Origin of the sequence: Roseateles koreensis, from assembly GCF_028595305.1 — a bacterium.
In the GTDB taxonomy this organism is placed as follows: domain Bacteria; phylum Pseudomonadota; class Gammaproteobacteria; order Burkholderiales; family Burkholderiaceae_C; genus Paucibacter_A; species Paucibacter_A koreensis.
Genome location: NZ_JAQQXS010000012.1, coordinates 92,501 through 118,397, shown reverse-complemented (window position 1 = coordinate 118,397; position 25,897 = coordinate 92,501). Strand labels below are relative to the sequence as shown.

The following is a 25,897-nucleotide window of genomic DNA, read 5'->3' as shown; positions in this document are numbered from 1 at the left end:
CGCGGCTTTCGGGATCGATCAAAGACCGATCAGTTCAAGCATTAGTTCTTGGACTGGTCCACCAGGCGGTTCTTGCGGATCCAAGGCATCATGGCGCGCAGCTTCTCACCGACTTGCTCGATGGGATGCTCAGCGGTCAGGCGGCGGCGGCTCAGCAGCGTGGGAGCGCCGGCCTTGTTTTCCAGGATGAAGCTCTTGGCGTACTCGCCGGTCTGGATGTCCTTCAGGCACTGACGCATGGCATTCTTGGTGTCTTCGGTCACGACGCGCGGGCCGGTCACGTACTCACCATACTCGGCGTTGTTGGAGATCGAGTAGTTCATGTTGGCGATGCCGCCTTCATAGATCAGGTCGACGATCAGCTTCAACTCGTGCAGGCACTCGAAGTAGGCCATTTCGGGCGCATAACCGGCTTCGGTCAGCGTTTCGAAACCCGCCTTGATCAGCTCAACGGCACCGCCGCACAGCACGGCTTGCTCGCCGAACAGGTCGGTTTCGGTTTCTTCACGGAAGTTGGTCTCGATGATGCCAGCCTTGCCGCCACCGTTGGCCGAGGCGTAGCTCAAGGCCAGATCACGCGCCTTGCCGGTCTTGTCGGCGTAGACGGCGATCAGGTGCGGCACACCGCCACCTTGCGTGTAAGTGCCGCGCACGGTGTGGCCGGGGGCCTTGGGTGCCACCATCCAGACGTCCAGGTCAGCGCGGGGCGTGACTTGGCCGTAATGCACATTGAAACCGTGGGCAAAGGCCAGCGAGGCGCCTTGCTTGATATTGGGCTCGACTTCGTTCTTGTAGACCTCGGCGATTTGCTCGTCGGGCAACAAGATCATGACCACGTCAGCAGCCTTGACCGCATCGGCGATCTCAGCGACCTTCAGGCCGGCGTTCTCGGCCTTGGCCCAGGAAGCACCGCTGCGGCGCAGACCGACGGTGACCTTGACGCCGCTGTCATTCAGGTTCTGTGCGTGGGCATGGCCTTGTGAGCCGTAGCCGATGATGGTGACATTCTTGCCCTTGATCAGGCTCAGGTCAGCGTCCTTGTCGTAATAAACGTTCATGTCATGCTCCAGGGGTAAATCGGTGAAACCGTTGAGGTTATTGGGTAGGAAAGAAGTTCAGAGGCGCAAGATGCGCTCGCCACGGCCGATGCCGCTGGAACCCGTACGCACGGTCTCCAGAATCGAGGCTCGGTCGATGGAATCGATGAAAGCGTCGAGCTTGGAAGAGTCGCCCGTCAGCTCGATGGTGTAGGTCTTTTCCGTCACGTCGATGATGCGGCCGCGGAAGATGTCGGCGGTGCGCTTCATTTCTTCGCGCTCCTTACCCACAGCACGCACCTTGATCAACATGAGCTCGCGCTCGGTGAAGTTGCCTTCGGTGAGGTCCACCACCTTGACCACTTCGATCAGGCGGTTCAGGTGCTTGGTGATCTGTTCAATCACTTCGTCGGAACCGGTGGTGACAATGGTCATGCGTGAGAGCGAGGCGTCTTCAGTCGGCGCCACCGTCAGGCTCTCAATGTTGTAGCCCCGAGCCGAGAACAAGGCCACCACACGCGACAGCGCGCCCGGCTCGTTCTCGATCAACAATGCAATGATGTGTTTCATGGTGTTCGTCCTGCGCGCTCTTCAAGCCGCCAGCGGTAACTGACGGCGCTTGGCCACGCTCTTCGATTGAAAAATGATGAAGGGGTTGATCCAGGCTCTGCCGCTGCTTGATCAAGCCGTCGGCCGCGCGCGGTAACGCTGCGACCTCCGCCTGACTGCCCAGCGTCAGAGGTCCTCGGAGCCCAGCCGCATCTCTGAAATGCCCTTGCCCGCCTGGACCATGGGCCAGACGTTCTCGGTAGGATCGGTGCGGATGTCCAAAAACACCGTGCGATCTTTCAGGCGGATCGCCTCTTTCAGCGCCCCTTCTACATCCTCGGGACGCGTCACCAGCAAACCGACATGGCCATAGGCCTCGGCCAGTTTGACGAAGTCGGGCAAAGCTTCCATATAGCTATGGGAGTAACGGCCGCCATAGTCCAGCTCTTGCCACTGACGTACCATGCCGAGATAGCGGTTGTTCAAGGCGACGATCTTCACCGGCGTCTTGTACTGCTGGCAGGTGGACAACTCCTGGATGCACATCTGGATCGAGCCTTCGCCCGTCACGCAGAACACATCGGACTCCGGCTTGGCCAGCTTGATGCCCATGGCATAAGGCAGGCCCACGCCCATGGTGCCCAAACCGCCGGAGTTGATCCAGCGGCGCGGCTCCTCGAAGCGGTAATACTGCGCGGCCCACATCTGGTGCTGACCCACATCGGAGGTGATGTAAGTATCACGGTCCTTGGTGAGGTTCCACAGGGTGTCAACCACCATCTGCGGCTTGATCACTTCGGTGGAAGGCTTGATGGCCAGGCAGTCCTTACGGCGCCATTCATTGATCTGGCTCCACCAGGCGTTGATGCTGTTGCTGTCAGGCTTGGCTTGCGCTTCCTTGATCTGGAAGATCAACTCTTGCAGCACGTCTTTGACATCGCCCACGATGGGGATGTCCACGCGCACACGCTTGGAGATGGACGACGGGTCGATGTCCACGTGAATGATCTTGCGCTCCACGGACGCGAAGTGCGCCGGATTGCCAATCACGCGGTCGTCGAAACGCGCGCCCACGGCCAGCAGAACATCGCAGTTCTGCATGGTCATATTGGCTTCGTACGTGCCGTGCATGCCCAACATACCCAGGAACTTCGGGTCGCTGGCCGGCATGGCACCCAGGCCCATCAAGGTGTTGGTGATGGGATAGCCCAGCAGGTGCGCCAGTTCACGCAACTCGGCGCAAGCTTCACCCAGAATGACACCGCCACCCGAATAGATATAAGGGCGCTTGGCTTGCAACAGCAACTGCACCGCCTTGCGGATCTGGCCGGAATGGCCCTTGCGCACCGGGTTGTACGAGCGCATCTCCACGTGTTGTGGATAGCTGAAGTTGGGCAACTTCGCCATCGAAATGTCTTTGGGGATGTCCACCACCACAGGGCCAGGACGGCCAGTACGGGCGATGTGGAATGCCTTTTTCATGGTCATCGCCAGATCGCGCACATCCTTCACCAGGAAGTTGTGCTTGACGATGGGGCGGGTGATGCCCACGGTGTCGCATTCCTGGAAGGCATCCAGGCCGATGGCTGGCGTTGGCACCTGACCCGTCACGATCACCATGGGGATCGAGTCCATATAGGCCGTCGCGATGCCGGTGATGGCATTGGTGACACCCGGACCCGAGGTGACCAGGGCCACACCCACATCGCCAGTGGCGCGGGCATAGCCATCCGCCGCATGCACAGCAGCTTGCTCGTGACGCACCAGAACGTGCTGGATCGTCTCCTGCTTGAACAAGGCGTCGTAGATGTACAAGACTGCGCCACCTGGATAGCCCCAAAGGTATTTGACACCCTCGGACTGCAGACAACGAACCAGCACATCCGAGCCGTTCAGCTCAGCAGAGGTCGAAAAATTGGGGGGGGTATTGTGCGAATGTGCCGCGGGGGCACGTTTGACTTCCGCGCTTTGCAAATCCATATAAAACCTTTGTGAATTTCTCTAACGAAAAACCATCGGTGCCCCTACTCGCACCCTTATGAGGTGGACTCGGAACCTGCGCAATCAAAAAACATGGCGCCCCGGTTGGGCGACCAGCTTGAGACCAGAAAATTCATTGTGGGAACCAACATTATGCATCAAATGTGCGCCAATACTCCGAAGTAGCCAGCGGATTCGCGCGAAATGCGATACTGCAGGCTCTTTTTGCCAGCATCGGGTTCGCCCGTCCTCTCCTTGGCCACCGACAAAGAACTCAACGATTTCCTGAAAAGCGTCGATCGGCGCGCCTTCAAACGTACCGCTTATCTGGTTCGTGACGACGACGGCGCCCTCGACATCGTGCAAGACGCGATGATCAAGCTGGCAGAGAAGTACTTCGATCGCCCTGCGGCGGAATTGCCCCTGCTTTTCCAGCGCATCCTCTCCAATGCCACGATGGACTGGTTCCGGCGCAAGAAGGTGCGCACGGCCATCATGCAGAACATGTCGGACTTCGAATCGAACGATCCCGACGACGACTTCGACCTGATGCAGATGCTGGAAGGGCAAGAAGGCAGCCTGGGCACATTGAGTGCGGCGGACGAGGTTTCCCGGGCCCAAATCTTGCAAGCGATTGAAACTGAAGTGGCCGAATTGCCCGAACGTCAACGCCAAGCCTTCCTGCTGCGTTACTGGGAGGAGTTGGACGTCGCTGAGACGGCCGAAATCATGGGGTGCTCTGAAGGCAGCGTCAAAACACACTGCTCGCGGGCAACCCATTCATTGGCAAAATCGCTGAAGGCACGGGGGATCACACTATGAGCACAACAGGCCATTTTTCGCAGGCACTCGACGCCCGGGTCACCCGTTTCAATCTGGCGGTGGTGGGCGGCTTGGCTGAGTCCAGTGAAACCCTGCCCCACGATATTTCCGAGCGCCTGCGTGTCGCCCGTGACCAAGCCTTGCTGAAAGCCCGCGCGGCACGCAATGCCCAAGCCCAGACCCAACTCACCCCAAGCACACAAGCGGTGCAAATGGGCACCAGCTTGGCGTTGGGCGGAGGTTTTGGTGGTTCGCGCCGCTGGCTCAAGCTCGCCTCCGTTCTGCCACTATTGATTTTGGTGCTGGGCCTCGCCTTGATTCAGCACAGCCAGTGGTATCAACAGATCACAGCATCCGCCGAAGTCGATACTGCCTTGCTGGCAGACCATCTGCCGCCCGCCGCCTATAGCGACCCCGGCTTCTCGGAATTTTTGAGCGAGCCGCAACAATGATGGGTCTTGCATGAAAGTTTTTTCCGTTGCACCTACGCTGCTGGCCCTGCTCGTCACCCCGCCCTTTTGCCAAGCCCAGACCCCACCATCTGCCCCGATGGTGGATGCCGGCGCAGCCGATCTGACGCGCACAACACCTACAGCGGGTCAAGTACTCGCGACCCCGAGCCTGACCCCCACGACGACGGCCAGTGCTGCAGCGCCAGCGGCGAAGACTGGGGGCAGCCCACGCGCTGCACCACCGACCTTGCTTTCCACCCCACTTTGGCAAAGCCTGAACCGTGCACAACAAACAGCGCTAAAGCCCCTGGAAAAGGACTGGAACGGCCTGGACGAGTTCCGCAAAAACAAATGGCTGCAAATTGCCGCCCGTTACCCGGACCTTCCGGCACAGGAGCAGGCCCGGCTGCAGGAGCGCATGCACGACTGGGCGCGCATGAGCCCGGCAGAGCGCCAGCGGGCGCGAGTCGGCTTTCAAGTGGCACAACAAATCAAACCGGATGACCGCAAGGCCAAATGGGAAGCCTACCAAGCTCTGACGCCCGAGCAACGCCAAGCCCTGACCGAAAAAGCGGCCGCCAAGCAAAAGGCCCAACCCGAAGCAAGTGCTACGGCTCCGGCAGGCCACCCCGGCGACAGCCAACTCAAGTCCAACCGGGTTCCCGTCGCCAGCATCAACGCGCCCATCCGGTCGGTGGCCCCCTCGGTGCTGCGCGCCAAAGCAGGCGCCAGCACGGTACTGATCAATCAAGTCTCCGGCCAGCCTGCACACCTGCAAGCCGGTCAGACCAAAGTGCTGGCCGACCCCAGCCTGGTTGATAGCAAGACTTTGCTGCCAAAGCATGTCACCCTACCCGCAACGCCCATTGCGCCCAATGCACCCGTGGCACCAGCCATGGCATCGGTAAAACCTGAAGCCGGGGCCAGCCCAGCCAGCGCCGTGAAGCCATGACCCGCAGCCCAGCCCTTCAACACCCAACACAAGACAACGCCAGACCCAGCCTTTGGCGTCGCTTGGCGGCATTCATGTATGAGGGCGTGCTCTTGTTCGGCGTGGTCTTTGTGTCAGGCTACTTCTTTTCGGCCATAACGCAGCAGCGCCATGCCATGCAGGGGCAGCATGGCCTACAGGCCTTTATTTTTGTGGTCCTGGGGATCTACTTCATCTGGTTCTGGACCCATGGCGGCCAAACGGTCGCCATGAAAGCCTGGCACATCCGTGTGCTGGACCGCCAGGGCCGCCCGCTCACGCAGATACGCGCCCTCGCCCGCTATGTATTGAGTTGGCTGTGGTTCATGCCCGCCCTGGCCTGCGCCTGGGCGCTGGGGCTGCACAGTACAACGACCATCTTTGGCGCCTTAATTTCCGGCGTAGCGGCCTACGCTTTACTGGCCTTGTTTCTGCCCCGGCAACAGTTTCTGCATGACGTGCTGTGCAGCACAGAACTGATCACGCAGTGGCCGGTCAAAACCTGAGGCTGACTCTGAGGTTATAGCCCACCCATCCTTGCGATGGGTGGCTGGGTTCTTAAACCGCCTCTTCGTTGGTTTCACCTGTGCGGATGCGCACCACCTGCTCCACCGGGGAGACGAAGATTTTTCCATCGCCGATCTTGCCGGTCTTGGCGGCCTTGAGAATGGCGTCGATGCAGCGCTCAACATCGTCGTCCTTGACCACGACTTCAACCTTCACTTTGGGCAGGAAGTCGACCACATATTCGGCACCGCGGTACAACTCGGTATGGCCTTTCTGGCGGCCAAAACCTTTGACTTCAGTCACTGTCAAACCCGATGCACCCACCTCTGCCAAGGACTCGCGCACCTCGTCGAGCTTAAACGGTTTGATGATGGCGGTGATTTGCTTCATGGCAATGCTCCAGAGGTAAGGCTTGATGATCGACCGAAATGCACGTTCGGGTCGGTAAGTCAGGCGATTTAAGCACGGAATTTCGAGGTGATCGGATAACGCCAATCGCGCCCGAATGCGCGGTGGGTGATGCGTATCCCCACCGGTGATTGCCTGCGCTTGTACTCGTTGATCTTGATCAGCCGAGTCACGCGTTCAACATCGGCCGGCGCAAAGCCCGCCGCGATGATCTCGGCGATGGATTGATCTTCTTCCATGTAGCGGGCCAAAATCGCATCCAGCACCTCATAGGGCGGCAAGCTGTCCTGGTCTTTCTGATCGGGGCGCAACTCCGCCGAAGGCGGGCGCGTGATGATGCGCTCAGGGATGACCGGGCCAATCGTGCCATCGGCGCGGCGGGTCGGCTGCCGGTTCTTCCATTCGGCGAGCCTGAAGACCAAGGTCTTGGCCACATCCTTGATCACCGCAAACCCGCCCGCCATATCGCCATACAGCGTGCAATAGCCGGTTGCCATCTCACTCTTGTTACCGGTGGTCAGCACGATGGAGCCGAATTTATTGGACAACGCCATCAGCAGGGTGCCGCGGATACGGGCCTGAATGTTTTCTTCAGTGGCATCCAAAGGCAGGCCGACGAACTCATCTGCCAAACTGGCGTTGAAGGCCTCGAACATCGGCACAATGGATTTTTCGTCGTAACGCACGCCCAGCCGCTCGGCCATGTCGCGGGCGTCAATCCAGGAAATATCGGCGGTGTAGGGCGAAGGCATCATCACCGTCCGCACTCGGTCCGCGCCCAGCGCATCCACCGCAATGGCCAAGACCAAAGCCGAGTCGATGCCACCGGACAAACCAATGAGCGCGCCCGGGAATCCGTTCTTGCCCATGTAGTCCCGCACGCCCACGACCAGCGCCGACCACACCTGCGCTTCAAGCGCTGGCAGGGGCTGCACCTCGCCCTGCACGGCGCCTTGGGTGTCAACGTCCACGATCATCAGCGTTTCTTCAAAGAGCGGCCCGCGTGCGGCGAGCTGCCCCTGCGCATCGAGGGCAAAGGAGGCCCCGTCGAACACCACCTCGTCTTGCCCGCCCACCAAATGGGCGTACAACAAGGGTAGGCCCACATCGGCCACCCGCCGGGCCATGTGCCGCTCACGCTCTTCAATCTTGCCCACATGGAAGGGGGACGCATTCAGCACGCACAGCACCTGCGCACCAGCCGCCTTGGCGGCACGCGCGGGTTCATCAAACCACGCGTCTTCGCAGATATTCAGGCCAAAGCGCAACCCGTCCACCTCGAACACCACCGGGCCCGCGCCCGCATCGCGACCTGAAACAAAGTAACGGCGTTCGTCAAACACCTGGTAATTCGGCAACTCCCGCTTGCAATAGGTCTGCAAAACTTGCCCATCGCCCAACACCGATGCAGCGTTGAAGCGCGCCGGTACCGCCATGCTGCGCGTCTTCAGGGGCACGGCATCGGCGGCTTGGTAGGGGTGGCCCACCACCACGCGCAGGCCGACACAATCGCGCAACTCATGCGCAATCCAGGCCAGCGCCTCGTCACAGGCCTCGATAAAGGCCGGCCGCAACAAGAGGTCTTCCGGGGGGTAACCGCACAGGCTCAACTCCGGAGTGAGCAACAATCGGGCGCCCGCTGCATGCGCGCGCCGCCCCCAGGCCACCATCTTTTGAGCGTTGCCTTGGACATCACCGACAGTGACATTGATTTGCGCCAGCGCGACTTTGACGGACATGAGGATTTGGATTGAAAACGAGGCTGCCTGATTATGTCATTCGGGTCCACGGCGACCCCTCTGAACTCCCTGTTCCCGCCTGGAACGAATTGCTTTCAATCCAGTCGCAGCCCACGCCCTTTATGCGCCTGGACTACCTGCAAGCCCTGACAAACAGCCTCAGCGCCACGGCAGCCACGGGTTGGCAGCCTCAATTCTTGAGCGTCTGGTTGGATGACACCTTGGTCGCTGCCTGCCCCGCCTATTTAAAGAGCCACTCCTACGGTGAATATGTCGCGCTGTGTCGCAACCAACAACTGGCCGACTGACTGAGACGAACGGCATTCGGCTATCCATGGGGGTGGTGCGGAGGGGGGGGCGGGACGCGGCGGTCTGCCGCGCCGAGCGTAGAGGATTTGACACACTCAGTCACACCATCTATCCGCCTGACTGAGTGTGCGATATGGTCCGTGCATGGACACGAATTCGCCGTTAGCTTTGGTCACCCGCAAGCACAGCTGGCAAGGCGGAACGGTTTCCTTTGCGACCGAGGAGACCCTCCATCACAGGAGGTCGGTCTCTCAAGTGTTTCTTCATACGGAGGCGCTGGGCCTCCAACCAGGCGGCCTTCTTGAGGTCGTCCTCCGGGACATGGCCAGCCCAGTCCATCCGTCCGCGGCAAACCGGTTCTCCGCGGCGCTCACACATGCGTCGCTCGACCCTCGGGCACTGGCGGTCTTGAACACCGCACCTGATGCGCTCACCGGAGCTGACGTAAAGCACCTCTTTCAATGCCTAAGCACCTACACCGCCACTACGACGGTGGACAGCGCTGCGTCGGTCCCCAACACGGCCATCGGCTATCTCCGCAAGTGCACCGTGCCGCTTAAAACGGGCGGTTTTATTGCAGATGTGCTGTTTAAGCGCAAGGGCTCCCCACGCCCAAAACGCCCGAAAACGCTCAGCGATTTCTATGACGCGCGAGCGCCAGAGGGCTTCAAGGAGCCGTTACCAGCTTTATTGCCGACCATCCCGCAGGCGCAATGGAGAGACTTTGCCTATCGTCATCACCAAGCGCGCCTCAATAGCCTGCAAACAATCATCGAGCAGACATTTCGGGCATACGAGGCACTGAAATCGCGGATATCCAACCTGAAGCGGGAGCCAGTTTCAATGCTCCCCCCGCGCTTGGCAGCTTCAGTCATGGCGGGGAAATTCCCTGCCCACAAGCCACTTGCAAAGCATGACCCAGAAATCAGATTGCGCTTGGCCGCGCTCATTGCCAAGCGCGAAGAGTTGCATCTGCATCGAAACTACACAACAGTTAAGTACGCCAATATGGCGGGGCCACAATCGTGGGATGAAACACTTGTTTTTCGATGCCCCTCGCACGAACTCAAAGAGATTCTAATTTCAGACTATTTTCTGACGGCCCCGACACTATACTGCTGCTTGCTTGCAATTCAAGCAGAAACCTCGTGGAACTCATATACGTGCCTGGCACTCACAAAGGAGATGATTCAGCCGCACGGGGCAGGATTTCTTCTTACCGCAATAAAATCAAAGACGGGCCAAATTCAAACTGCCGAGCTGTTTGATATTAAGTCAACAATAAGTTCGGCAAAGTCTAGCGACGAGAAATATGAGGACGATGCTTCGGAACAAGACGAGGACAGACTGGTCATCGGCTCGACGGCTATAGCTGCTATCAAATTGCTGCTGGTGCAAAGAGAAACAATTGATAGTCTCTTTGAAATTGAAGACCAATCGCTGTTTCTGCATGCTCAGACGCACTTCAAGACCCATGCAGAAGGATTCCTCACTTTCACTCCCCGCGGCCTATATCACAGGTTTCGAAAAAGGTTCAAGTTCCCCGGCCTCGACAACCGGATTCTGCGAAATCATGGACTTTCCTTAGACGAACTGCGCCCCAAAGGCTCAATTCATACTGCGCAGGCTTCAGCCGGGCATGCGAACGAGCAGACAACGGTCAATTACACCGCCACTGCCTCCACGCGCCTGTTTGAGGAAGCAAGCATCCTTGACTACATGATGTTGCTCGAGGCGTCCGTTCATCTTGTTTCCGGTCATCGTGACCGGGCCAAGAAGTCACATTCCGCCAGAGCAGAGTCCGGCAACCTGCTATTTTCAAGCGACATCCTTGATGCCAAAGCAATGGGTTGCGTTGCTGATGCGTGGATGCAAAGCGCTGGAACTCTGAGACTCGACATTGGGAAAGAGGAGATTTACCACTGTGTTCTGCAGCGGCAAATCTATCGAGACTATTCGAAAACTCTCTTGCAGGCAAACATGGCCCGCTTCCACACGATACATAAGCCGCGAATTGCATTCTGCGAAAGCTTGTATAGATTTTTGAAAGCCAGCGAAGCAGCAGCGGTGCTCGCAGAATGCGAAAGGGACATTGATGCACAAGCCTGCTAAGGATATTTTCCAGGTCTCTGAAGCGTCAACCCGGAAGGCAGGCACTGCCGACCGGCCGGAATCGCCTTTCCCAGGGCTGGGCGAGTTGCCCCTTCATCCTCGCTACATGTCCGATTTCGAAGCGGACGTCATTACAGTAGATTTGTCCGGCCCAAGCACAAAGGGCGAACGCATCCGCCACTTTCATTTGGGCAAGACGAAAATAAACCTTTCGACTGGCGCATTTCCGTTGAAAAGGATTGTCTTTCTGACTGAATTTCCGGACTGGGTCAACGGCATCAAAGGAGCAATCAATGCCGCCCTCCCTAGTCCAGATTCTGACGTCTCCACAAGCGATGTTCCCAGGGTTTTTATGGCATGCACCAGAATTGCGATTTGGGCAATTCGACGGGGTCACTACTCTCCAGGCACGATTTCTCGAGGGGAATTGATTGAGCTTGGTACCGATGTTGCCCTAAAGGGATGGTCGGAAATTTTGGCGCTGAATGATGCGCTCAAGGCGCTCTTGAAGTCCCCCCAATTGGAGACCTTTCGCGGACTTCTGGTTGGTCGAAATGACGTCTTGGTGCCCACAGCACTTTCCGAACTCATCGGAATTCCGGTTGCAAACTTTGATATCCCTCTGTGGTTCAGGCAAGCGCTCGCCGAGAAGTTTAAACGGCCTGGGCTCGGACAAGTCACGGACGTCCCTTCTGCAACCAGTGCGGCACAGTCAAAAACACTCAACAATACTCTTCGGGCGTTCAGCCCGATGTCGCCGAGCGTCCAATCGATTCCCTCTATCCCAATGCGGGAACTGCAAAAGATTAGAAACGATGTTTTCGCGGGCACGGCAGGGGGGACTGCGAACATTTCGCCAGAAGAGGCCACAGCCCTGTTTACCGAATGCAACCATTGGGTTTACACATACGGCAGGGGCGTCGTCCAAATCTTGGAGCTATGCAGAATCGCATCGAAAAGCGCGGTATCAGCCGGGAAATTTAACGCCATTGAACAACTGCCCGAATATCGCCCGAAGTTTGAGAAGATTCTGAACTCCGTCGGACTGGCTGGCGTGGGCATCGGTTTAAACGATAGCCAATTTATTAATTGTTTAGTCAAAACCCTTTTCTCCGCTGTCGCCGCACTTTCCGCCACATACAACGGTCGCAGAATAAATGAAGTTGTTGGGCATAAGAAGAAATATGGTTTTTATCACGGCTGCGTAACGCAAGCGGGTGAGTCGAGCGGCACGCATCGCTTAGATTCGCACTTGCAGAAGAAGTCTGGGCTACCTGGTTGGCACGACTTTCCCTGCAACGACTCCACATCGGATTGCGTCATGCTTCTGGAGAGCCTCGACAGGCTCCTTAGCGGAACCGACGAAGTCCTTCCAGCACGAAAGAAGCTGGCCAAGCGTCGTCGAACACATTGGCTCTTCCGCTATAGAGATTACAGCGCGGACGTTCGTGAGCCTCCGACTTGGGAGTTCGACTGGACCCGAGACTGCACCTTGCTTCTGAGCCGTGCAGGCCTGAGAAAGGAGCTCTTCGATGGAACACACCCTCCGTTCCGACGAATCTTCATTCTGGTCCACATGTTCCGTTTTGAACACAAGAGCCTGCTCTCTCTAAATCGGCAGGTCGGTCAGTTCTCTTTGGACCATCTGACCCCCTACTACACAGACCCGGCGGGCCGGCCGGAAGACCGCAGGGCATATCGCCTCTGGCGCAAGCGCGAAGAGGCGGAAATCAATCTGCTGGCCGAAGAGGGGGGCCAGGAGCTGCTCGCCCACTACGTCCGACGCCTACTTTCGGGCGAACGAGTTGGCGGAAAGTTCCCATTGCTCGTTGCGGCGCTGTGCAAAGGGCTGGCACGCTCAGCCAGATTCCGGGCAGGAACACTCGACCAACGCGCGGACCTTCTGTCCACACGACTCATCAAACGCGGATACCGTGCGGAGCCAGGGCCGGGGCCCTGCATGCTCGGTTCCGCTCGTCATACCCGCAAGCAAGCCCACTGCACAGGAGCATCAGGACCGGAGCCCGACCGGAAGAGTCCGTCCGTCTGTAGCGGCTGCATCAACCATGCGACTTCCGAGTCGGTCCAATCAATCTACGTTGATGAGCGGGAGCTCATGCTCAAGCAGTCCAAGAACATGCGCCTCCCGGCTGCGGCACGGGCCCAATCTGCCGATGCCGCAGCTCGAATGCAAGAGCTCATCGATGCAGAGAGCCAGATGGCCAATGTGACCCAGGCCACTTTCAAGAAGATTTTCTGGGCGGCCTCAATTGCGTTCCCGGGCAAAGAATCGAGCGAGGGCAAGGATGACTAAACACTCTGCAGAGACCGCCAAAGAAGACACCGAACGCAAGGCCAAGGCCAAGATTCGAGTCTTGACAGCGTGGGCCACTCAGAAGGGGGGCATTCCGTGGCGGAAGCTTGGCGACGGCTACCTGCTTGACCGCAAGGGGCGCAGAATTCTTGAATACTTTCCCACCACGCCTGCGGAGTTCGCCAAGTGGATATCGGAAGACAACTTCACTTGCTCAGTCAAAGAAAGCATCAAGCATTTCGAACGAATCAGCAAAGGGACATTGGCACAAACCTACCATAAGGACCTGCTCAAAGATGTGACCACTGCCATCGCTAAAGTGCAGGACATTGCCACGCCTCAGTTGAACGCTGAAAACCATGCGGACATCATCTCGGCGCAAAAGCTGACTATTAAGCTGCTCACCAATCTCACCCAGATTCAGGAGCGCGACATAAATTCGCTTACCGACAAGACTGAATCCCTCGGCAGCTTAGTCTCGACATTGACTCGGACCATTCAGAACAACGACGAGGTGACCCTCTATCACGTCACCAAGCTCGAGGAACGCGTGGCCGCGCTTACAAAGGCGCTCTACGACGCGAACTCACTCCGCCTCATCAAGGAATCCGAAAATGTCCCAAGCCAAAGGCAATAACAACTTCGAACGCCTAACCGAGTGGGTCAAGAAGACGCCGCTGAACAAGGTTCCACGGAATCGGGTCGGCGGGGCGTGCCGGTCCACGATTTGCGCTGAGCTGGAAATCTCTCGGTCGACCGTCACCTCAAATCCAAAAATCGGCGAACTCTTCAATGGGCTCGACGCGTCATTGAAGAAGGTCCCTGCGCCCGACAAGAAGGCTGAGGGCTCGGTCGCAATTGCCGTCCTCGGGAGGGACCTCCAGATTCGCGCGCTCAACAGCGAGCTAACGGCGCTTCGCCTGCTGTTGAATGACGGCATGTCGTTGGAGGCACCTTGAACTCCATCGAAGGCACTGTCGCCCGAACTGAGTCGCTGTCGAACGAGGTCAGTTTCTTCATCACCTATCTGGACGCGAGCAATCGACTCGATAGATTTCGGGCCGTCAAAGATGCTTTTGAGCATCCGCCCCGGCGCGGCGAGTCGTTTGCCGCCATTGGCCACGTAGCGCAGTCAGAGTCCGCCGGCGTCGGTTTTGTCGCGAAGAAGGGCCACATTATTCCTCCGCATACTGCCGCGGCGTTGCGCCAGCTCCTGGCGGGTCAACCTCAGTTCTCATTCCTCAGCAACGCTGACATTCGTAGCCTTGAAGCCGCAAGCTTTGACGAGCTCACGTCTTGGCTCGGTACGAATGAAGTGGACAGACTCGTCGCTTGCGGCGTCTCCGAGAGCGCGGCAGGTGCACTCTGTCTGCAGTGGCAGGCCTATCTCGAGGAACTCCGCCTCATGGATGAGACGCTCGGCATGAAGGTGAGTCCACGGAATCTGCGGACACTCGTTGACATGTGGCCAGACGCTTCCGAGCGAGTGAAGGCGAACCCGTACTGCTTGGCTCCCCTTGTCGAATGGCACCGGCTTGACGCAAAAGGTCGGTCGGCTTCCATCGCCGAAGACGACGTTCGGCGTCTCCGCGGGGCGGTCACCGCTGCATATTTCCAGGATGGAACTCGCTACCGCTGGTTTTTCGAGAAGGACGAGTTGTTATCTCGCCTTGTGAGCTTGGTTCTGGAGCGTCGCCTCGCCGAAATAGCAATCGAGGACAGCCTGCAAGTTCAGAACTTGACGCTCACGCGAGGCAAAGTTGACGTGTACCAAGACCACGCAGGCATGCGTCTATCTAATGCTGCCGCCCGGCATTTGTCGCTGCGCTCGGCTCGCGGGGCGCGATTCACGGTTGCATCGCCGCGCCGCAGATTCCACGCATCCAGCGAAGCCGTCGCGGACGCACCTGACGCCTTTCACGTGTTCCCCAGCCATCGGTGGGCCAAGGCGACAAAGGCTAGCGATTGGGCGACTTGGGGCGACCTCTTTGCCGAAGCCAGTGATGCGAAACCCCGGTCACGGCAGACGGCGGTCATCCACGGCACCGACGGCATCGACTTCTGCGCGCTCTTGCGCATCCTGAGTCGGGTTTCGGCCGACCGCTTCACCCTGATGGGCGCTGCGCATCAGGCCCATCCGAACTCCGTCATGGGCTGCGCCGTCGGCCCCACACGTCTGAAGTGTTGGAAGGCAGCAGGCGCCGAAAAGGCCATTTCATCAATACCAATCCCAACGCGCGAGGCATTAATTGATGAAGCACTATTTTTGTATCGGACTCACGAACTAGATGGACCAACTTTAATACTCTGCCAATCGGCTGAGGATGCCGATGAGCTAAACAAGAAACTACATCTAGAGAGGGTCGATTATCTAAAACAACAGAAACAACAATTTGTTCAAGTACAGATTTCAAGGGGCCAACACGCGACCATAGGGGACCCGGTGCGTTGGAATTCGAGCCATTTGCATCTGGGGGCAAATGCCGGCATGACCGGACAAATCTCCAAGGTCTTCGTAACACCTGAAGGAATTCCCGGGCAGGCCAGAGATTATTTTTTGTTCACTGTTGGAGTGGACGAGCGAAATGAAGTTTTCGTTCCTGCCAGTGAGAGAAAGGCGCTCGAGCTGGGGTATGCCTCAACGATTAATGATTGGCATAGCGATATATGGGATTGCGTAATCATCGTACTAGAGGATTGGAAATCGGGCAAGTCGTGCGTTGACTTGGCCATTGGCATAAGCACGGAGAAAGTCATCTGTGTATTCGTCGGCGAGGAAATACCCGCTGAATATTTCAACGAGGATGAGCGGGTAGAACCGGAGGACAATCTTGAAGATTCGAGTAACGACACATTGGGAAAGGAGGGAAAGCGGACCATTTCCGTCGCTTCGTGACGACCAGCACAATCTCATAGGCTCCGTTAACACATACCTTCGGGAGAAATATTCTGAATTGACGACATTCGGCTCAAAACCCACCGTTGTCGCATCGAATATCGAGCCGCCTGCGAACGCACTGAACAGCTTCATCGAATTCCTTCTGACCAAGCGTAAGGCGAGGGAGTCGATTGAACAACTGCTGACTCTGGTTGATGACGCTCTGCTCGCGAAATACCGCAATTGGGCGCACGCGCGCACGAAGGCGAACCGGAACAGTCGAGGAGACTTGACGGCACGCCGGACCACCAACGTCAACCTCCGCCACATCTACCACTTCCTGCATTGGGCGCAGACCAATGGCGTGCTTGCAAAGGGCACGCTCGGACGCAAAGACTGCAAGGTGGCGTCTTCTTTGCCCGACATCGACGACCACCCACACCTACGGTCATCGAAAGAAAAATTCCCCCTCCTCTTTCAAGGCGTAGGCGAAGGCAGTCGAACGGCTCTCCCGCAGTTTTGGGCGACGACCAGCCACGTGAACGAGGCAATCGAAATCTTCAACCGGCAACCGGACGTTGGGGCAGCCTTGCGGAACAACATCCTCGCGCTGATAGGCAACCACGTGGGCTGGCGCAGAGCCTCCGCGTTGAGTTTGCATGAGGAGGACTTCTCTGACGAACGAATGCAGGCTGCGATGAACGCCGGCGACGAGTCGTTCCCCGTCCAACCGGACTCCCAAAAATTCAGCCGCGTGAACTTCTTCGGCATCCCGTGGCCGTTGGCACATCGAATCAAGGCCTACATCGATGACCCACTCTACGGCCCCAAGGCCATCCTCAAGCGGCTGGGTCTCAAGCCGAACTTCGCCGACGGACGCATCTTCTTGTCCTCAACCACTGGGCATCCGCTCAAAGGCAAGACACTCTCCACCATCTTCAGCACCGTCTTTCGGCAAATCGGAGCCCCAAAGGGAGCCGGCTATCACGCGCTACGACGTGGGACAGCGGATGAGGCGATGCGCATTGAAATCCAATCCCGCATCAGAGACGGCCGCTCGACCGCCCACGAAGACGTGGTCGCGGCGGTCTCTCAAAGATTTGGATGGGCGTCCAGTCTGGCCTACAAGACCTATATGCGAGTGATGAGTTCCTTCTTCTCGCGAAGCGTCGAGAGTGAACTGCGCACCGAAGTAGCGATGCTTCGAATTCAACTCATGGACATGGGTCTGAAAGTGCGACGGCTCGAAACGGAGAGAAGCGTCCTGTTGCGCGCTGCTTGAGTGCGCTACTCGACGCGCTTGAACGGGCTCGCCTTCGCCAGCTGGTCGACATAGCCATCCACGGCCTGCGTCTCGCGATGCAAGAAGTCCTCGATGGCGACAGCGAACTGCCGGTCGGCGACCCAGTGGGCCGAGTACGTCTTCACAGGCATAAGGCCTCGCGACATCTTGTGCTCACCCTGTGCGCCGCCTTCGAAGTACTTGAGGCCTTCTCGAATGCAGTACGCGATGGACTGCATGTAGCAGGTCTCGAAGTGAATGCCCTTGACGAACTCCAACGCGCCCCAGTGGCGCCCGTACAAGGAGTCGCCGGCCCGAACGTTCAGGGCGACTGCCATCGGCTGACTCCCGCGCTCGGCCAAGATGAGGACGAAGTGGAGGATTCGCTCCTCATGGGCCCGCAGGAAGAACTCGAAGCTCAAATACGGCCGGGACCAGTGCTCCTGGTACGTATTCACGTAGCAGGCGTAAAAAAACTCCAGGTGCTCGCGTTGCAGTTCATCGCCCTCGAGGCATCGGTAGGTGAGCCCGGCGGCGGCAACGTACTTCGAGTCCTGTCGAATTTTCTTGCGCTTGTCATGGGACAGTTTGGCCAGGAAGTCCTCTGTAGTTCCGTAGGCATCGTTCTCCCAGTGAAACTGAACACCCTCGCGAAGCATGAAGCCGGCTTCGACGAGCGCTGCTTGGTCTTGAGGCTCGGTGAACAGGACATGGACAGAAGAGCCTTGGGCTGCGTTGCAGAGGGCGGCCAACGCTTCCGCAAGCGCTCGGCGAGCGTCCTCATCCTTGGCGAGCAACCGCGGCCCTTGGACGGGCGTAAATGGCGCGGCAACCAGAATCTTGGGGTAGTACCGCAGGCCGTGTTGTTCGAAGGCTTGTGCCCATGCCTGGTCGAATACGAACTCGCCGCGGGAATGGGTCTTCAGGTACGCCGGCGCGACGCCGACGAGCTCTTCGCCTTCATGGAGGAGCAGGAAGCTGGGATGCCAGCCCGTGGCGCCTGTGGCACAGCCAGCTGTCTGAAGCAGCTTGAGGAACTGGTAGCTCACGAAGGGATTAGTCCCCGCCAGCCTCTGCCAATCGTTCTCGTCGACCTCGTCGAGCGTGTCGACGACGGTCGCGATGTATCGTCTTTTTTCTGCCATGGCGAGAGTTTGACAGCAACCGCTTCACCCGTCCGTTGAAGGGCTGCATCCCGAAGATGCCCAATCGCCCCCCGGCTGCGGTTAGGGTTGGAGACGAACGGCAAATGCGCTGTCACTGAGGCGGCCCGCTCATGACGCGTCGTCGACATCCTTTTTCTCTCGTGGCGCCTTCAGCAAAAGATGCGGCGCGACGCCGAGCGCGTTCGCCATTCGCTCGATGCTGTCCAAGGTAGCCGCCTGGCGGCATTGTTCGACCTGGCTGACGTACGTCCGATGCAGCCCGGCCTTGCTGCCCAATGCCTCTTGGGACAGGCCCAGTTTCTTGCGATACGCCTGTACAGCTGCTGCAAATATCTTTCGAAGGGCGTACCCCTCCAGCTTCGTTTCATCCATGCGCGCACGGTGCTAGAACGCAGTCGAAACGTCTACAGTCGATTTATCTACCGGCTTTTCGTATACTGGCTATTCATATCTTTTTTTCCCCAATAGCAGCGCCCGTTATGGGGTTGCCGGAGCGACTCCATCAGGTCCTCCACGTAGGGTTCACAACCAGGAGCGAGGAGGACATTTCATGGAAACTCAAGCCATGCCCAAGGGCGGCATCAGCCTCGACCCCGCGACACACTTGTTCATCGTGGACATCGACGAGAAGATGGGAGACCGCGTCGACACCCTCCGCCGCGCCTTCTTGGACTTTGGCGAGGCTCTGGCCTTTGCCGGGAAGAAGCCATCTCGCATTTCCGCGTTCTTCTCGCCGATTGGCCAGTCAACGGACAGCGTCATGTTCGGCACCGTGCAGAAGGCCTTCGCGTCGCAGACATCTAACTCCTACTCCGTTCAGTTCGCCAATGCGCCGACGCTGCTGGTCCGCATCGATGGCGAACCGACAGAAGCTGGCTTAGAGCCATGCATCTTGGTATATCCGCCGTTCGGGAACTGAAGTGCGCCCAGACTTGCCCTTCTGTTGCATCGCATGCGCCCCACGCTATTCTTGAATCTCGATGGCACCTGCCATCCGAAGTCCATTCAATACGCAGTACTCCGTGGCTATCCGCATGTTGGTCCACCGCACTTCTGCTGGGCGGAGCCGCTGCGGCCGGTCCTAGAAGACTGGGATGCACAGGTCGTACTTCGGTCCAGTTCGACCATGATGTTCGGATTGGAGCCAGTGGCAGGGCTCGCACCCGAGTGGTTGCACACCCGAATAGTGGGTGCCTGCGGGGATGTGGTCCGGTACATCGCCCTCTTTGAGCCAAGGAAGGTCAACACCTCCTACGGCGTTGTGCGGCGATACGTGCAGGAGCATCAGCTTCAGCATTGGGTAGCCTTGGACGACGACACAGATGGATGGCCAGCAGACTCCGAGTTACGGCGTCACTTGGTGGCGTGCGATGGCAGGACAGGTCTAGGCAACCCCTTGGTCGCCCGCCGAATCAACCAGGCGTTTTCAGAGTGCATTCCATGACTACGCCGCAACCTACGGTCTTTCTGGACATCGACGGGGTCGTCTGTCCCAACTTGCCGTTTGGAGGGATGCACGTCTATCGCGCCTTGTATCGCCTTGAAGATGCGGCCCCAGACCTGTATGAGAGGCTGTTTGCACCCGAGGCCATCGAGGTCTTGAACGTGCTGGCGGAGCAATTCAAGCCACGTTTCGTCCTGACAACAACGTGGCTAGCCCTGCTCGACCGTCACCATTTCGTCGACGTGTTCGGCCGGTGCGGGCTGAGCCAAGTCGCAAGCAGCTTGCACGAGCAATGGGACGCGCCAACAAATCGTGGAGTGACAAGACTGGAAGCTATCAAGCGATGGCTTGAGCAGCATCACAACGGCGAGGCAATTCTCGTTCTGGACGACGTCGAGTCAGGCGAGAGTCTTCAAGGGTCCACTCTTGAGACGGCGGGAAGGGTGGTGCTCTGCGACGTCGATGGCTGTCTCAGGCGTTCCCATCTCGAAGCAGCGCGGAGCGCCTTGCGCCGCCCCATCTACCAGCGGCCATCGCGCGCTGACCGATAGTTGTTCGTTCAACCCGGGCGCCTCAGATGAAAAAAAACCTAGCTACCCGCTCGAGCAGCCCACTACGCAACGCCGTTGCCAGGACACTTCAGTACCTGATGAAGCGTCGGGCAGCGAAAGGACCCGTCGAACGGCTGGACGCCGCGCTCGCCGATTTGACCAATGCCAAGACTCAAGCGCGTCATCACTCGCCAAAGGCCCAGTCGCACTTGGAGACCAGAACAGCCTCGACGGGCAACACCGGCGGAGAAGTGCTTCAGAACCTGCTGGACCAATTGTCAGACGAGAACCGACACGACCTTCTCCTTGACGAGCGGTCCGCAACGAGCAGCAGGGATGGGGAAGGAAGTGTTTTGGAGCCCGCCAACTTCGAACCGACCGAGCGCCAGAGGAAAGTCATCAAGCAGGCCATCGAGGAAGGCGCGAAAGCAAATCGGTCTGGAGGACATCCCCCCGACGAACTTGTGGCCCGGATGACTGCCGAGGGTTCACTTACAGAGAATCTCCAGACGTCGGACCATGCTTCCGTGGAGTTTCGTTTCGTCTTGGCAGCCGCAGTCAATGAACCGCTGACCGGTGGCAATTTGGAGGAGCGTCTAGACGCACCCACATGTATTAGCGCAGCAGTCTTCAGGGCCCCGAGGCATGTGATGTTGCTCGAGTTTTCGCAGCAGGCGACGACGCTGGACGCGGCGATGACAAACGCGGTCGAGAAGGTTTTGAGAGCGTTCCCACAAGCTGATTTCGTGGACCTCAACGACCAAGACGCGCTGCTTTGCGAACTTGTCGAGGTCAGAGACGGAAGGTCTCCAACAGAGACTGAGCTGCAGCGCATGCGGCACAGTCGCGTTCCGTCCAACGACACGCTGGCACTCGCGGCCGCAACGTTAGATGCCTTCTCCACCATTGGCGTTGGAGGAGACCTGCACGACCACGAGAGAGTGACTGAGGCAGACGTGTTCGAACTGCTGCCAGGCTTCGGCCTGGTGCATCTCATGACGGACGGCGGCACCATACTCAGCCTGACCGCACGCACTCCAGGCATCGCCTCGCTTCAAACAGTCACGGAAGGGCAGCGGTATCGCTGTTGGGTCCGCCGCAAGTTCGATGTCGTGGTGCGTGCGGAGTTGATTAGCGGAGGGCAGGCTTCGGAAACCAGTGCCGAGAGGGTCAGTCCATGAAGGTCTGTAAATGTCCGACTTGCGGTGTCTTGCACGAGGCCGCTAGAGCAACCATCCTCGCCGGTCTAGACGAGAAACAGGTCTACAACTGCACGCACTGCCGACTTTGCGAATCTCCGACCGAGAACTTCGTCCAGCTGCCCAATGAACGAGATTTACAGCCCGACGAGTTGGGCTATCCGGCGGCGGTCGTGCCTTGGCTTCATGACTAAGCGGCGTAGACCGCTCGCACTGCTCCCGAACGCGAACTGAGAACCGCCCACAGCCGCAAGCGGCGCTTAGTCACGCAACTAAGCAGGTAAGCTGCCGCCATGCGTATTGCGTGCATCGGTTGGGGTTCGTTGGTCTGGAAGCCAGGCGTCTTGCGTTGCTCGGGGCAATGGCAGTTGGGCGGCCCTGCCCTGCCTCTTGAGTTCGCTCGAACTTCTCGAGATGGGCGTCTAACGCTTGTATTGACGCCAGACGTCCCACCGGTGCCCACCTTGTGGGCTGAACTCGACTACGCGACCGTAGACAGTGCCCGTGCGGCGCTCGCTGGCCGTGAAAGCTGCGACCTGCAAGCAATTGGTCTGTGGCCAGGTCCTGCACCGCGTCACTCGGTCGGCGCCGGCGAGATAGCCGAATGGGCGCAAGCGAAGGGGTTCGATACAGTGGTATGGACTGCACTGCGGCCGAAGTTCGCCGGTGTGAACGGCAAAGCGCCGGAGTCGGCAGACATGGCCGTCGCGTACCTGAAGGGCCTGAGCTCGGAGGCGGGCGCCGCGGCGCGGGAATACGTTGAGCGTGCGCCGGCCCAGGTTTGCACGCCCTTCAGAACTGCGTTCGAAGAGCAGCTTGGCTGGAAGGCTCTGGCCAACCTCTAGAGCGCGCATCGTTATCGAAGGCACCGCTCCGCGTCAGGCACTGCACCATAGCTGGAAGTCAAGTTGGTACGTCTCCTGGAGGTACCGGTCCACTACCGAGAGCAGCGTTAGCTGGCTTGGGCTGACCTTGGCCTGCGAGACACCGGGCTGCACCGCGAACACCGACAGTCGCAGCTCGCACCGCTTGCTCAGGTCGCGAAGCTGGATGAGCCTCGTGTCATTGCCGACCTCAAACCGCGTAGGACGCCCGCCATCCACTCGCTGTTCGTTGCGCTTCAACAGGTGGCTGAACAGGTCCTTACGGCGGTCTCGGTTGTGGAGCCACACGATGCTGCGCTGGGCCTGGCCGCACACCACATACAGGTCGTCAACTCGGGCGCCCGCTTCGGGCTGCATCGAAAACTTGCAGTGATACAGCTCCACCTCAATTCGCTTGGGGTTGCTCGGGTCATCGAGGCGAATGGCAACGACATCCGCCGCCTCGCCAGAGCCGTCGTCGTCGAAGACAACGTCGTAGCCGCCCTTCTTCCGCAGGAGCTCAATGACGCGGTACTGGACTGAGTCCTGTCGCTTCTCGTCGCGCTGTGATTCCTTCGTGATGTCGATGCCCGTCCAGTCGACTACTTCCAACTTATCGACGGGGTACAGCTCCAAAGCCTTCACAAGCTCGACGTACAGGTTGCCCTCCAAGGAAGAACCATCAGCGAACCAGATAGTAGGCGCCTTCTCAGTGAAATATTCGCAGAGGTCGCGCTCGCCGCCACGCCGAATTCGAGCGGTGTCTTTTCCTTCGTAGACGAACTTGAAGTCAGTCGACGTATCGCTAACGCGGAACAACTCCAGCCGGATGCGCACCTCACGCCCGTCGGTAAAGACTCGGAAGACAAGGGGCTTGTCGGCGCTGGTTTCGACAAGCTCGATGCCGAGGTCTGTCAGTCGGTTCTCTGCGCCGTACTGCCAAACCACTGTCGTCATCGACTCAATGACGTCAAGGACATCGGATGGCCAGTCGACGCCGATGGCCACGACGCCCGGACGAGCATCGACTTGGCGCGGGATAAGCGTCCCTTTGAGGACCTCCTCCGGATTGATAGTCTCGTCAACAATCTTGCCGCCAATGTTGCGGCACCATGCCGTGAAGGTGTCAACGCGCAGGCGCTGCGCAGACCAAACGCGACCACGCTTGGCCGCACCAATCGTGGTGCGCGAGCCATTCTCGAACCCCACGCCCGCCAGCACAGCCTTCCGCGCGCCTTGCTTGGTGCTTTCCGACAGCCGTGACCCAACGTCGGCGCCCATTCGTCCCGTGTACCGAATTTGTCGGCCGAAATGCTCGTCAAGCCCGACGTTTGTCAGCAGCAAGCGATTGATGCCGTGGAAGGTTCGGTACACGATGGGGTCAACGACGAGCGTGACGTCGTCTCCGGCCAAGGCCTTCGCCAGGTCCTTGAATTCGCTGCTGTTGCTGGAGCCGTGGATGAATAGCAACTGGCGCTCTCGGTCCCAGTAGGCGATGAACAGCTCCCAGGAGTAGTCCTGAACAATCGCTACTTCGGTCCACGGCACTGCGTGCCGGTTTGCAGTGATGACGACGAGCGTGTTGTCCTTCTCATTGAGGGTCGAGTGCACCTGCTCGTACTTGGTCGCTCCGCGGATGCCCTTCCGAAACTTCTTCGGTGTCCAGTTCGCACAGGCGGTGTGAAAGACGACGGTACTCGCGGACGGGTTCAACTCCTTCATAGGGATGCCGCCGAGGTTGCCCACAAACCCTGCCATGAAGTCCTGCGCGCCGACTTCATCTGCGATGGCCGCTTCACTGAGTTCCGGCAGGAGCTCGTTCCAGTCGGGGTCCTGCGCGTAGAGCTTTTCGAGTTCTTCGGTCAGGTCGACGCTCGCGGTGTTCGCGATGAAAACAGGGTCGCCCAGGTCGCTTCGAGCGCGGGTGAACCGGCCTGCCAACTGCAGCGTTACCGCTAGGCTCTTCCTCAGGTCGTGGAACGCGGCAATCTTCAGCTCCGGCATATCGAAGCCTTCCCCCAGCATGTCCACGCAAACGACGATACGCGACTCCCCTGTGCGCAGCTTTGCATGGGCAGCCTTGCGCTCCGTCGTGGAAATCTTTGTGTGAAGGACAACGGGGTTGAAGCGGCCGAGTTCCTGGTAAATCGCAAATACCTGGTTTGCTCGGTCGGTTGAGGAGACCCGGGCCATGGCCACGTGCTTTCCAGTGGCGTCGAGGTCAAGTTCCTTCAGCACCTGCTGAGCGATTGCCCGGTCTGCCTTCTTGAACCCGAACTCAGAGACTGGGCTGAAGCGGATGGGCCTGAAGTAGCCTTCTGCCTGAGCCTTGCGCAATGGGTAGACGTAGATGATTTTCCCGTCGATGCGCCGGTCATCTTCTCGGAAAGGCGTGGCCGTGAACTGCAGCACGCGCTTGTCAGCGTAGTGCTCCTTGAACTCCTTCCAGGTCGGTGCCTCCGCGTGGTGCGCCTCATCGATGAACAAGTGACTGCACAGAGATGCAACGCGCGCCTTGACCACCGGCGTGAATCTGCTCGCGAGTTGGCTGGTAGTGACGACCACATTGCAGGTGGTGAACAGGGCGTCGACTTCGCCAATGTCACGGGGCGCCGAGGTCATGATGCCGACTACCGGACGCTGAACCGCCGCGTCAAGAATGACGCTGCCTTCCAGCTTCAGCACGCCAAGGGAGACGAACTTTTGAGCGACCTGGCTTCGGAGCGCATCCGTCGGCACGAGAACGAGGATGCGCTGGCACTGGCTGGAGACTGTGGTCGCGAGCATCGTCTCGGTCTTGCCCGTTCCCGTTGGCATCACGACGGTCGCCACCCCGTCGCTTACCGACCAATGTGCGTGAATGGCGTGCAACGCTCCAACCTGAGGGCGCCGAAGCGCAATGGCGCCGTTTACGACGCTGTCCTCGTCGGCGTAACGGAACGCTCCCCGCCAGGACTCGCGAGCACGTTGCGCCCTGCCCGCAATGTCCAATGCGGCCGTTGCGGTCAAGAGCGGGTGCAGGGCCCACTGGGCCTCTTGCGCGTCAATCTCCGGAAGTACCTCCGCGGGGAGGCTCGACCTCACCAAGACCGCGACGTCTGGCGGCATCGCGAAGCCGTCGGGTACCTTCTTGAAAAGGAGGATGCCTGGCCCGCCGGCGTCTGGCGTGAACCGAAGCCAGGTCGCCTGGTCGGTTGTGAACCTTACGAACCGGCCGAACAGCTCTTGTTTCTCCAAGAGCACTTGGCGTATTGCGCCGTGCCGGTACTTTTCGTTGACACCAAATACTGGCGGAACTATTAGCTTCAACGTTGA

The 25,897-nt window shown here is 58.7% G+C and carries 24 protein-coding genes; 16 read left to right on the top strand and 8 right to left on the bottom strand.

Translation table 11 applies throughout. The annotated features are described in order from the left end of the window. Nucleotides 1-41: 41 nt before the first annotated feature. The 3 genes from ilvC to PRZ01_RS14130 all read right to left on the bottom strand — a co-directional run bounded on the left by ilvC (nucleotide 42) and on the right by PRZ01_RS14130 (nucleotide 3,566). Complete coding sequence (gene ilvC / locus PRZ01_RS14140) at nucleotides 42-1,058, bottom strand: ketol-acid reductoisomerase (RefSeq protein WP_273597446.1); 1,017 nt, start codon at nucleotides 1,056-1,058, stop codon at nucleotides 42-44. Between the two features lie 57 nt (nucleotides 1,059-1,115). Further along, nucleotides 1,116-1,607 carry an acetolactate synthase small subunit gene (gene ilvN, locus PRZ01_RS14135; protein WP_273597445.1) on the bottom strand — a complete coding sequence of 164 codons (492 nt, stop codon included), beginning with the start codon at nucleotides 1,605-1,607 and terminating at the stop codon, nucleotides 1,116-1,118. Nucleotides 1,608-1,772: 165 nt separating this feature from the next. Continuing rightward, nucleotides 1,773-3,566, bottom strand: coding sequence for an acetolactate synthase 3 catalytic subunit (locus PRZ01_RS14130; RefSeq protein ID WP_273597444.1), 1,794 nt, complete (start codon nucleotides 3,564-3,566; stop codon nucleotides 1,773-1,775). 255 nt (nucleotides 3,567-3,821) lie between these two features. On the opposite strand from PRZ01_RS14130, the gene PRZ01_RS14125 reads away from it, so the two are divergent. Genes PRZ01_RS14125 through PRZ01_RS14110 form a run of 4 tightly spaced genes read left to right on the top strand, consistent with a single transcriptional unit; the run spans nucleotide 3,822 to nucleotide 6,316 of the window. Next, nucleotides 3,822-4,388: an RNA polymerase sigma factor gene (locus tag PRZ01_RS14125; protein ID WP_273597443.1), complete on the top strand. Its 567-nt coding sequence runs from the start codon at nucleotides 3,822-3,824 to the stop codon at nucleotides 4,386-4,388. Beyond that, entirely contained in the window at nucleotides 4,385-4,840 is a 456-nt protein-coding gene (locus tag PRZ01_RS14120) for a DUF3619 family protein (RefSeq protein ID WP_273597442.1), read from the top strand. Before PRZ01_RS14125 ends, PRZ01_RS14120 begins: the two co-directional genes overlap by 4 nt. Before the next feature lie 10 nt (nucleotides 4,841-4,850). Continuing rightward, nucleotides 4,851-5,792: a DUF3106 domain-containing protein gene (locus tag PRZ01_RS14115; protein WP_273597441.1), complete on the top strand. Its 942-nt coding sequence runs from the start codon at nucleotides 4,851-4,853 to the stop codon at nucleotides 5,790-5,792. Beyond that, the gene (locus tag PRZ01_RS14110) at nucleotides 5,789-6,316 is read left to right on the top strand and encodes an RDD family protein (RefSeq protein ID WP_273597440.1); all 528 of its coding nucleotides are present in this window, start codon (nucleotides 5,789-5,791) and stop codon (nucleotides 6,314-6,316) included. The genes PRZ01_RS14115 and PRZ01_RS14110 overlap by 4 nt, the downstream gene beginning before the upstream one ends. 52 nt (nucleotides 6,317-6,368) lie before the next feature. On the opposite strand, the gene PRZ01_RS14105 is transcribed toward PRZ01_RS14110, so the two are convergent. Together PRZ01_RS14105 and PRZ01_RS14100 are read right to left on the bottom strand one after the other, a co-directional pair. Beyond that, nucleotides 6,369-6,707 carry a P-II family nitrogen regulator gene (locus PRZ01_RS14105; protein WP_273597439.1) on the bottom strand — a complete coding sequence of 113 codons (339 nt, stop codon included), beginning with the start codon at nucleotides 6,705-6,707 and terminating at the stop codon, nucleotides 6,369-6,371. A gap of 68 nt (nucleotides 6,708-6,775) precedes the next feature. Then, entirely contained in the window at nucleotides 6,776-8,464 is a 1,689-nt protein-coding gene (locus tag PRZ01_RS14100; RefSeq protein ID WP_273597438.1) for an NAD+ synthase, read from the bottom strand. An 11-nt stretch (nucleotides 8,465-8,475) separates the two neighbouring features. Between PRZ01_RS14100 and PRZ01_RS14095 the strand changes: the two genes are divergently transcribed. The 7 genes from PRZ01_RS14095 to PRZ01_RS14065 all read left to right on the top strand — a co-directional run bounded on the left by PRZ01_RS14095 (nucleotide 8,476) and on the right by PRZ01_RS14065 (nucleotide 17,359). Then, nucleotides 8,476-8,772 (top strand): peptidogalycan biosysnthesis protein, encoded by a 297-nt coding sequence (locus PRZ01_RS14095; RefSeq protein WP_273597437.1) that lies wholly within the window; start codon nucleotides 8,476-8,478, stop codon nucleotides 8,770-8,772. A 145-nt stretch (nucleotides 8,773-8,917) separates the two neighbouring features. Continuing rightward, nucleotides 8,918-10,885: a hypothetical protein gene (locus PRZ01_RS14090; RefSeq protein ID WP_273597436.1), complete on the top strand. Its 1,968-nt coding sequence runs from the start codon at nucleotides 8,918-8,920 to the stop codon at nucleotides 10,883-10,885. A gap of 106 nt (nucleotides 10,886-10,991) precedes the next feature. Beyond that, nucleotides 10,992-13,199, top strand: a complete 2,208-nt coding sequence (locus PRZ01_RS14085) for a hypothetical protein (protein ID WP_273597435.1) — start codon at nucleotides 10,992-10,994, stop codon at nucleotides 13,197-13,199. After that, complete coding sequence (locus PRZ01_RS14080; RefSeq protein WP_273597434.1) at nucleotides 13,192-13,836, top strand: hypothetical protein; 645 nt, start codon at nucleotides 13,192-13,194, stop codon at nucleotides 13,834-13,836. The genes PRZ01_RS14085 and PRZ01_RS14080 overlap by 8 nt, the downstream gene beginning before the upstream one ends. Beyond that, nucleotides 13,814-14,158: a hypothetical protein gene (locus PRZ01_RS14075; RefSeq protein WP_273597433.1), complete on the top strand. Its 345-nt coding sequence runs from the start codon at nucleotides 13,814-13,816 to the stop codon at nucleotides 14,156-14,158. Before PRZ01_RS14080 ends, PRZ01_RS14075 begins: the two co-directional genes overlap by 23 nt. After that, nucleotides 14,155-16,095 carry a hypothetical protein gene (locus PRZ01_RS14070; RefSeq protein WP_273597432.1) on the top strand — a complete coding sequence of 647 codons (1,941 nt, stop codon included), beginning with the start codon at nucleotides 14,155-14,157 and terminating at the stop codon, nucleotides 16,093-16,095. Before PRZ01_RS14075 ends, PRZ01_RS14070 begins: the two co-directional genes overlap by 4 nt. Next, nucleotides 16,031-17,359, top strand: coding sequence for a hypothetical protein (locus PRZ01_RS14065; RefSeq protein WP_273597431.1), 1,329 nt, complete (start codon nucleotides 16,031-16,033; stop codon nucleotides 17,357-17,359). Before PRZ01_RS14070 ends, PRZ01_RS14065 begins: the two co-directional genes overlap by 65 nt. Nucleotides 17,360-17,364: 5 nt before the next feature. Here PRZ01_RS14065 and PRZ01_RS14060 read toward each other — a convergent pair whose 3' ends face one another. Then, nucleotides 17,365-18,504 (bottom strand): GNAT family N-acetyltransferase, encoded by a 1,140-nt coding sequence (locus PRZ01_RS14060; protein ID WP_273597430.1) that lies wholly within the window; start codon nucleotides 18,502-18,504, stop codon nucleotides 17,365-17,367. Nucleotides 18,505-18,633: 129 nt separating this feature from the next. Then, nucleotides 18,634-18,897 carry a helix-turn-helix domain-containing protein gene (locus PRZ01_RS14055; protein ID WP_273597429.1) on the bottom strand — a complete coding sequence of 88 codons (264 nt, stop codon included), beginning with the start codon at nucleotides 18,895-18,897 and terminating at the stop codon, nucleotides 18,634-18,636. Nucleotides 18,898-19,075: 178 nt separating this feature from the next. On the opposite strand from PRZ01_RS14055, the gene PRZ01_RS14050 reads away from it, so the two are divergent. From PRZ01_RS14050 to PRZ01_RS14030, 5 genes are all read left to right on the top strand, one after another. Further along, nucleotides 19,076-19,444 (top strand): hypothetical protein, encoded by a 369-nt coding sequence (locus tag PRZ01_RS14050; protein WP_273597428.1) that lies wholly within the window; start codon nucleotides 19,076-19,078, stop codon nucleotides 19,442-19,444. A gap of 33 nt (nucleotides 19,445-19,477) precedes the next feature. Next, entirely contained in the window at nucleotides 19,478-19,969 is a 492-nt protein-coding gene (locus PRZ01_RS14045; RefSeq protein ID WP_273597427.1) for an HAD domain-containing protein, read from the top strand. Next, entirely contained in the window at nucleotides 19,966-20,520 is a 555-nt protein-coding gene (locus tag PRZ01_RS14040) for an HAD domain-containing protein (RefSeq protein ID WP_273597426.1), read from the top strand. Before PRZ01_RS14045 ends, PRZ01_RS14040 begins: the two co-directional genes overlap by 4 nt. A 26-nt stretch (nucleotides 20,521-20,546) precedes the next feature. Continuing rightward, nucleotides 20,547-21,701: a hypothetical protein gene (locus tag PRZ01_RS14035; protein WP_273597425.1), complete on the top strand. Its 1,155-nt coding sequence runs from the start codon at nucleotides 20,547-20,549 to the stop codon at nucleotides 21,699-21,701. Between the two features lie 482 nt (nucleotides 21,702-22,183). Then, nucleotides 22,184-22,564 (top strand): hypothetical protein, encoded by a 381-nt coding sequence (locus tag PRZ01_RS14030; RefSeq protein ID WP_273597424.1) that lies wholly within the window; start codon nucleotides 22,184-22,186, stop codon nucleotides 22,562-22,564. A gap of 33 nt (nucleotides 22,565-22,597) precedes the next feature. Here the strand turns inward: PRZ01_RS14030 and PRZ01_RS14025 are convergent, their stop codons facing one another. Next, nucleotides 22,598-25,825 (bottom strand): DEAD/DEAH box helicase, encoded by a 3,228-nt coding sequence (locus tag PRZ01_RS14025; RefSeq protein ID WP_273597492.1) that lies wholly within the window; start codon nucleotides 25,823-25,825, stop codon nucleotides 22,598-22,600. Nucleotides 25,826-25,897 lie beyond the last annotated feature (72 nt).

Excerpts from the sequence above, each read along its gene's own strand:
- PRZ01_RS14090 (WP_273597436.1), top strand. The coding sequence starts at position 8,918 with ATGGACACGAATTCGCCGTTAGCTTTGGTCACCCGCAAGCACAGCTGG.
- PRZ01_RS14040 (WP_273597426.1), top strand. The coding sequence starts at position 19,966 with ATGACTACGCCGCAACCTACGGTCTTTCTGGACATCGACGGGGTCGTC.
- PRZ01_RS14115 (WP_273597441.1), top strand. The coding sequence starts at position 4,851 with ATGAAAGTTTTTTCCGTTGCACCTACGCTGCTGGCCCTGCTCGTCACC.
- PRZ01_RS14050 (WP_273597428.1), top strand. The coding sequence starts at position 19,076 with ATGGAAACTCAAGCCATGCCCAAGGGCGGCATCAGCCTCGACCCCGCG.
- ilvN (WP_273597445.1), bottom strand. The coding sequence starts at position 1,607 with ATGAAACACATCATTGCATTGTTGATCGAGAACGAGCCGGGCGCGCTG.
- ilvC (WP_273597446.1), bottom strand. The coding sequence starts at position 1,058 with ATGAACGTTTATTACGACAAGGACGCTGACCTGAGCCTGATCAAGGGC.
- PRZ01_RS14100 (WP_273597438.1), bottom strand. The coding sequence starts at position 8,464 with ATGTCCGTCAAAGTCGCGCTGGCGCAAATCAATGTCACTGTCGGTGAT.
- PRZ01_RS14060 (WP_273597430.1), bottom strand. The coding sequence starts at position 18,504 with ATGGCAGAAAAAAGACGATACATCGCGACCGTCGTCGACACGCTCGAC.
- PRZ01_RS14105 (WP_273597439.1), bottom strand. The coding sequence starts at position 6,707 with ATGAAGCAAATCACCGCCATCATCAAACCGTTTAAGCTCGACGAGGTG.
- PRZ01_RS14120 (WP_273597442.1), top strand. The coding sequence starts at position 4,385 with ATGAGCACAACAGGCCATTTTTCGCAGGCACTCGACGCCCGGGTCACC.
- PRZ01_RS14045 (WP_273597427.1), top strand. The coding sequence starts at position 19,478 with ATGCGCCCCACGCTATTCTTGAATCTCGATGGCACCTGCCATCCGAAG.
- PRZ01_RS14035 (WP_273597425.1), top strand. The coding sequence starts at position 20,547 with ATGAAAAAAAACCTAGCTACCCGCTCGAGCAGCCCACTACGCAACGCC.
- PRZ01_RS14110 (WP_273597440.1), top strand. The coding sequence starts at position 5,789 with ATGACCCGCAGCCCAGCCCTTCAACACCCAACACAAGACAACGCCAGA.
- PRZ01_RS14075 (WP_273597433.1), top strand. The coding sequence starts at position 13,814 with ATGTCCCAAGCCAAAGGCAATAACAACTTCGAACGCCTAACCGAGTGG.
- PRZ01_RS14080 (WP_273597434.1), top strand. The coding sequence starts at position 13,192 with ATGACTAAACACTCTGCAGAGACCGCCAAAGAAGACACCGAACGCAAG.
- PRZ01_RS14085 (WP_273597435.1), top strand. The coding sequence starts at position 10,992 with ATGTCCGATTTCGAAGCGGACGTCATTACAGTAGATTTGTCCGGCCCA.
- PRZ01_RS14130 (WP_273597444.1), bottom strand. The coding sequence starts at position 3,566 with ATGGATTTGCAAAGCGCGGAAGTCAAACGTGCCCCCGCGGCACATTCG.
- PRZ01_RS14055 (WP_273597429.1), bottom strand. The coding sequence starts at position 18,897 with ATGGATGAAACGAAGCTGGAGGGGTACGCCCTTCGAAAGATATTTGCA.